The sequence below is a fragment of the Geminicoccus flavidas genome (assembly GCF_009806515.1).
Lineage (GTDB): Bacteria > Pseudomonadota > Alphaproteobacteria > Geminicoccales > Geminicoccaceae > Geminicoccus > Geminicoccus flavidus.
In genome coordinates this window covers 1-4,179 of the sequence record NZ_WUJP01000924.1, presented here as the reverse complement: position 1 = coordinate 4,179, position 4,179 = coordinate 1, and the positions used below count along the sequence as shown (strand labels likewise).

General features: G+C 66.9%; 3 protein-coding genes. All 3 read left to right on the top strand.

Features of this window, described 5'->3' with window-relative positions; genetic code table 11:
* The first annotated feature begins 165 nt into the window (after nucleotides 1-165).
* Nucleotides 166-1,569: an amidase family protein gene (locus EQG76_RS26665; protein WP_159717931.1), complete on the top strand. Its 1,404-nt coding sequence runs from the start codon at nucleotides 166-168 to the stop codon at nucleotides 1,567-1,569.
* Between the two features lie 22 nt (nucleotides 1,570-1,591).
* Nucleotides 1,592-3,211 (top strand): ABC transporter substrate-binding protein, encoded by a 1,620-nt coding sequence (locus EQG76_RS26660; RefSeq protein ID WP_200841151.1) that lies wholly within the window; start codon nucleotides 1,592-1,594, stop codon nucleotides 3,209-3,211.
* 8 nt (nucleotides 3,212-3,219) lie between these two features.
* Nucleotides 3,220-4,179, top strand: a 960-nt coding sequence (locus tag EQG76_RS26655; protein ID WP_159717929.1) for an amidase, incomplete at its 3' end; no start/stop codon positions are given.

Sequence of the window (4,179 nt, the reverse complement as noted above, 5' to 3'; positions counted from 1 at the left end):
CATCCCCGCCGGCTTCACCAAGGACAATCTTCCGGTCGGCCTGCAGATCATCGGTCGCCACCTGGACGACCCGATGGTGCTGAAGGTCTCCGCCGCCTTCGAGCAGGCAAGACCCTGGAAGGATGCCTGGCCGCCGCTTCTCGTCGAATTGGGCCTCTGATACCGATGACTTGGTCCCCTGAGACCGGAAGCCTCGACTTCCGCACCCTTCACGCCGCCTATCGTGCCGGCACCCTCACCCCCAGCAAGGTGGTCGAAGCCGTCTACGACCGCATCGCCGCCCGCGGCGCCGATCCGGCCTGGACCCTGATCATCCCGCGCGAGCGGGCCCTGGCGGCTGCGGCTGAACTGGAAGCTTCCGGCGCCTCGCCGGACAGCCACCCGCTCTATGGCCTGCCCTTCGGCATCAAGGAGAATTTCGACCTCGCCGGCTATCCGACCAACAATGCCTGCCGGGCCAGCGAGTACCTCGCGACCGAGACCGACCCGATCGTGCAGCGCCTCCTAGACAAGGGGGCCATCGCGATCGGCCGCAACAACATGGACCAGTTCGGCATGGGCGTGGTTGGGGTGCGCACCGACTACGGCATCCCGTCCTGCGTGTTCAGCCAGGACCATATTTCCGGCGGCTCGACCTCCGGCGGCGGCGTCGTTGTCGCGGCCGGCTTGGTCAGCTTCGCGCTGGGCGGCGACGCCGCGGGCTCGGGCCGAGTCCCGGCCGCCCTGCAGAACCTGGTGGGCCTGAAGCCCACCAACGGCCTGGTCCCGCTCGGCATCTCCGCCGCCGGCATGGGCGCCAGCCACACCGTGCTGACACTTACCGTCGAGGACAATGTCCACGCGATCCGGCAGCTGATCCAGCACGTCGAGGACGACCCGCTCTCCTTGCCGGAGGCGGCGAGCTTCGACCTGAAGATCGACCCGCTCCCCGAGAGCTTCCGCTTCGCCGTGCCGTCCAAGGGAAGCCGCCTGTTCTTCGGCGACCAGGCCGCAGAGGCCCTGTTCGATGCCGCCATCGCACGCCTGGAGGGCATGGGCGGCACTGCGGTGGAGTTCGACTACGCCCCGCTCCATGCGGCGGCAAAGCTCCTCTACGAGGACGCGTTCATCGCGCGGCGCTACGCCAACCTGCGCCCTGTCTGGGAGAAATGCGGCGACCGGTTCCACCCGGCCACCCGCGAGATCCTGTCCTGGGGCACCAGGTACAGCGGCGCCGACGTCTTCGTCGCCCAGTACAAGCTAGCAGCCTACCGCAAGATCGCGATGAAGCTGTTCGAGGACGTCGACGTGATGGTGACGCCCACCACGCCGACCACCTTCACCATCGCTGAACTCGAAGAAAAGAACATCGAGCGCAACGCGATCATGGGCACCTACACGAACTTCGTGAACCTCATGGAGTTCTGCGCACTTGCCGTGCCGAACGGCTTACGCCCGGATGGCCTGCCCCAGGGGCTGATGTTCATCGCCCCCTCCTTCCAGGACAACCGGATCCTAGGCTTTGGCGCCGCCTACCATCGAGCGCTCGGCCTGACGATGGGCGCCACGCAGAACCCGCTGCCCCACTGACTTCCCTCGGAGAGCGCCCCGCATGATCAAGATGGATCGCAGAACCTCGCTCGGCCTCCTGGGAGGCAGCGCCGCACTGGCCGCCATGGGCTATCGCCCGGCCCAGGCCGCCACGCCCAAGGACGTGCTCATCCTCGTCAACGAGATGGGACCGAACTCGCTGGAGACCATGCTGCCGGCGGCGAACGACCAGTCGCGCATGGTCGCCTGGCAGGTCTATGACCGCCTGGTCAGCCACGGCACCAAGAAGATGCCGAACGGCGCGCAGGGCTACGACGCCACCATGTTCGAGCCGGAACTGGCCGAAAGCTGGGAGATCCTTGACGAGGGGAAGACCATGATCTTCCACCTGCGCCGGGACGCCACCTTCCACGACGGCACCCCCGTCACCGCCGAGGACGTGAAGTGGTCGTTCGACCGGGCGGTGGCGGCAGGCGGCTTCCCGACCGTCCAGATGGCGGCCGGCTCCCTCACCAGCCCCAACCAGTTCTCGGTGGTCGACGAGCACACCTTCAAGATCACCTTCGAGAAGGCCAACAAGCTGAGCCTTCCCGACCTGGCGGTGCCCATCCCCTGCATCGTCAACAAGAAGCTGGTGCTGGAGAATGCCACCGAGGCCGATCCCTGGGGCCTGGAATGGAGCCAGCGCAACGATGCCGGTGGCGGCGCCTTCAAGGTCCAGAGCTGGAAGCCGGGCGACCAGCTGGTGCTCAGCCGCTTCGACGACTGGAAGTCCGGTCCGCTGCCCGAGCTGAAGCGGGTCGTCGTCCGCCAGATCGCCTCGCCGGGCACGCGCCGGGCGCTGTTGGAAAAGGGCGACGTCGACATCTCGGCCGGCCTGCCGCCCAAGGACTATGCCGAGCTGGCCGCCGGCGGGAATCTGAAGGTCGTCGGCACGCCGATCCAGGGCGACCTCCTGTTCATCGACATGAACGTGCAAATGAAGCCGTTCGACAACCTGAAGGTCCGCCAGGCGATCGCCTACGCGATTCCCTACCAGCAGATCATGGACGGCGCCCTCTACAACCGCGGCGTGCCCATGTTCGGCGCGGATCCGTCCACCACCAGCTTCCCGCCGACCTGGCCGACCCCTTCCCCCTTCTCGACCGACCTGGACAAGGCCAAGGCCCTGCTCGCCGAGGCCGGCTATCCCGACGGCTTTGAGACTACCCTGTCCTTCGACCTCAGCCAGTCGACCACCCGCGAGCCGATCGCCCTGCTGGTCCAGGAATCGCTCGGCAAGATCGGCATCAAGGTCACGCTGGAGAAGGTGCCGGGCGCCAACTGGTTCGCCAACATGGCCTCCAAGTCCATGCCCTTCGTGATCGCCGAGTTCTACCCGTGGCTCGACTATCCCGAGTACCACTTCTTCTGGACCTATCACGGCGGCAACAACTCGGTCTTCAACACCTGCAACTACGTCAACCCGAGGCTGGACGAGCAGATCGAGATCGCCCGCTTCGCCAAGGACGACGCCGCCTACAAGGCTGCGCTGACCGAGATGGTCGGCATCGTGATGGCCGACGTGCCGCGCATCCCGCTGGCGCAGCTGTTTGGCGACATCGCCATGCAGCCGAACGTCGATAACTACGTCTACTGGTTCCACAACCACGTCGACTTCCGCACGATCAAGAAAGCCTGAGACGAAGGATGAAGGACGAATTCGGCGCACTCGTGCCGCATGTCGACTGTGTCGTCCAAGGTGCCAGGACAGGCCCGCTCGCGGGCATGTCGTTCGCAGCCAAGGACCTATTCGCGGTGGCCGGCTATCGTACCGGCGGAGGTAACCCGGACTGGGAGCGCACCCACCCGCCGGCCCGCAAGCATGCCTGGGCGGTTCAGGCCCTGCTGGACGCCGGCGCCACCCTGGTCGGCAAGACCATTACCGACGAGATCTCCCTGGGCCTGATCGGCCGCAACCAGTTCTACGGCACGCCCCTCAACCCCAAGGCCCCGGACCGGGTGCCGGGCGGCTCCTCCAGCGGCTCCGCCTCGGCCGTGGCGGGCGGCTTGGTCGATACCGCGCTCGGCACCGATTCCGGCGGCTCCGTGCGCACACCGGCCAGCTTCTGCGGCCTCTACGGCCTGCGCCCGACCCACGGCCGCATCTCCGTAGAGGGCATGGACACTCAGTCGCCTAGCTTTGATACTTGCGGCTGGTTCGGCGCGGACGCCGCGACCTTCGTGAAGGTCGGCGAGGTCCTGCTGCAGTCGAAGGCGATAACGGCGATGCCAACGGAACTGCTGATCGCCACCGACTGCTTCGACATCGCAGTGCCGGAGGTCCGGTCGGCGCTGGCGCCAGTGGTCGAGCGAATCTCCGGCGCGTTCGGCAAGCGCAGCGAGGTGGCACTGGGCGAAGGCGACCTGCTCGCCTGGTCGGAGAACCAGCGCAAGCTCCAAGCCGGCGAGTTTGGCAAGACCTTCCGCCCCTGGGTCGAGCGCTGCGTGCCGCGCTTCTCGATCGAGGTCGGCCGCAGTCTGACGCTCGCGAGCCAGCTGACTGAGGGCGACTTGGTCGGTCCCAAGGCGTTTCGCGAGCGGGCCCGCGCCCGCCTGGACGACCTGCTGGGCCAGGACAAGATACTGTGCCTGCCGACAAGCCCGATC

What these genes read in the sequence shown, in the direction of transcription:
- EQG76_RS26665 (WP_159717931.1), top strand. Translation starts at nt 166, where the DNA reads ATGACTTGGTCCCCTGAGACCGGAAGCCTCGACTTCCGCACCCTTCAC.
- EQG76_RS26660 (WP_200841151.1), top strand. Translation starts at nt 1,592, where the DNA reads ATGATCAAGATGGATCGCAGAACCTCGCTCGGCCTCCTGGGAGGCAGC.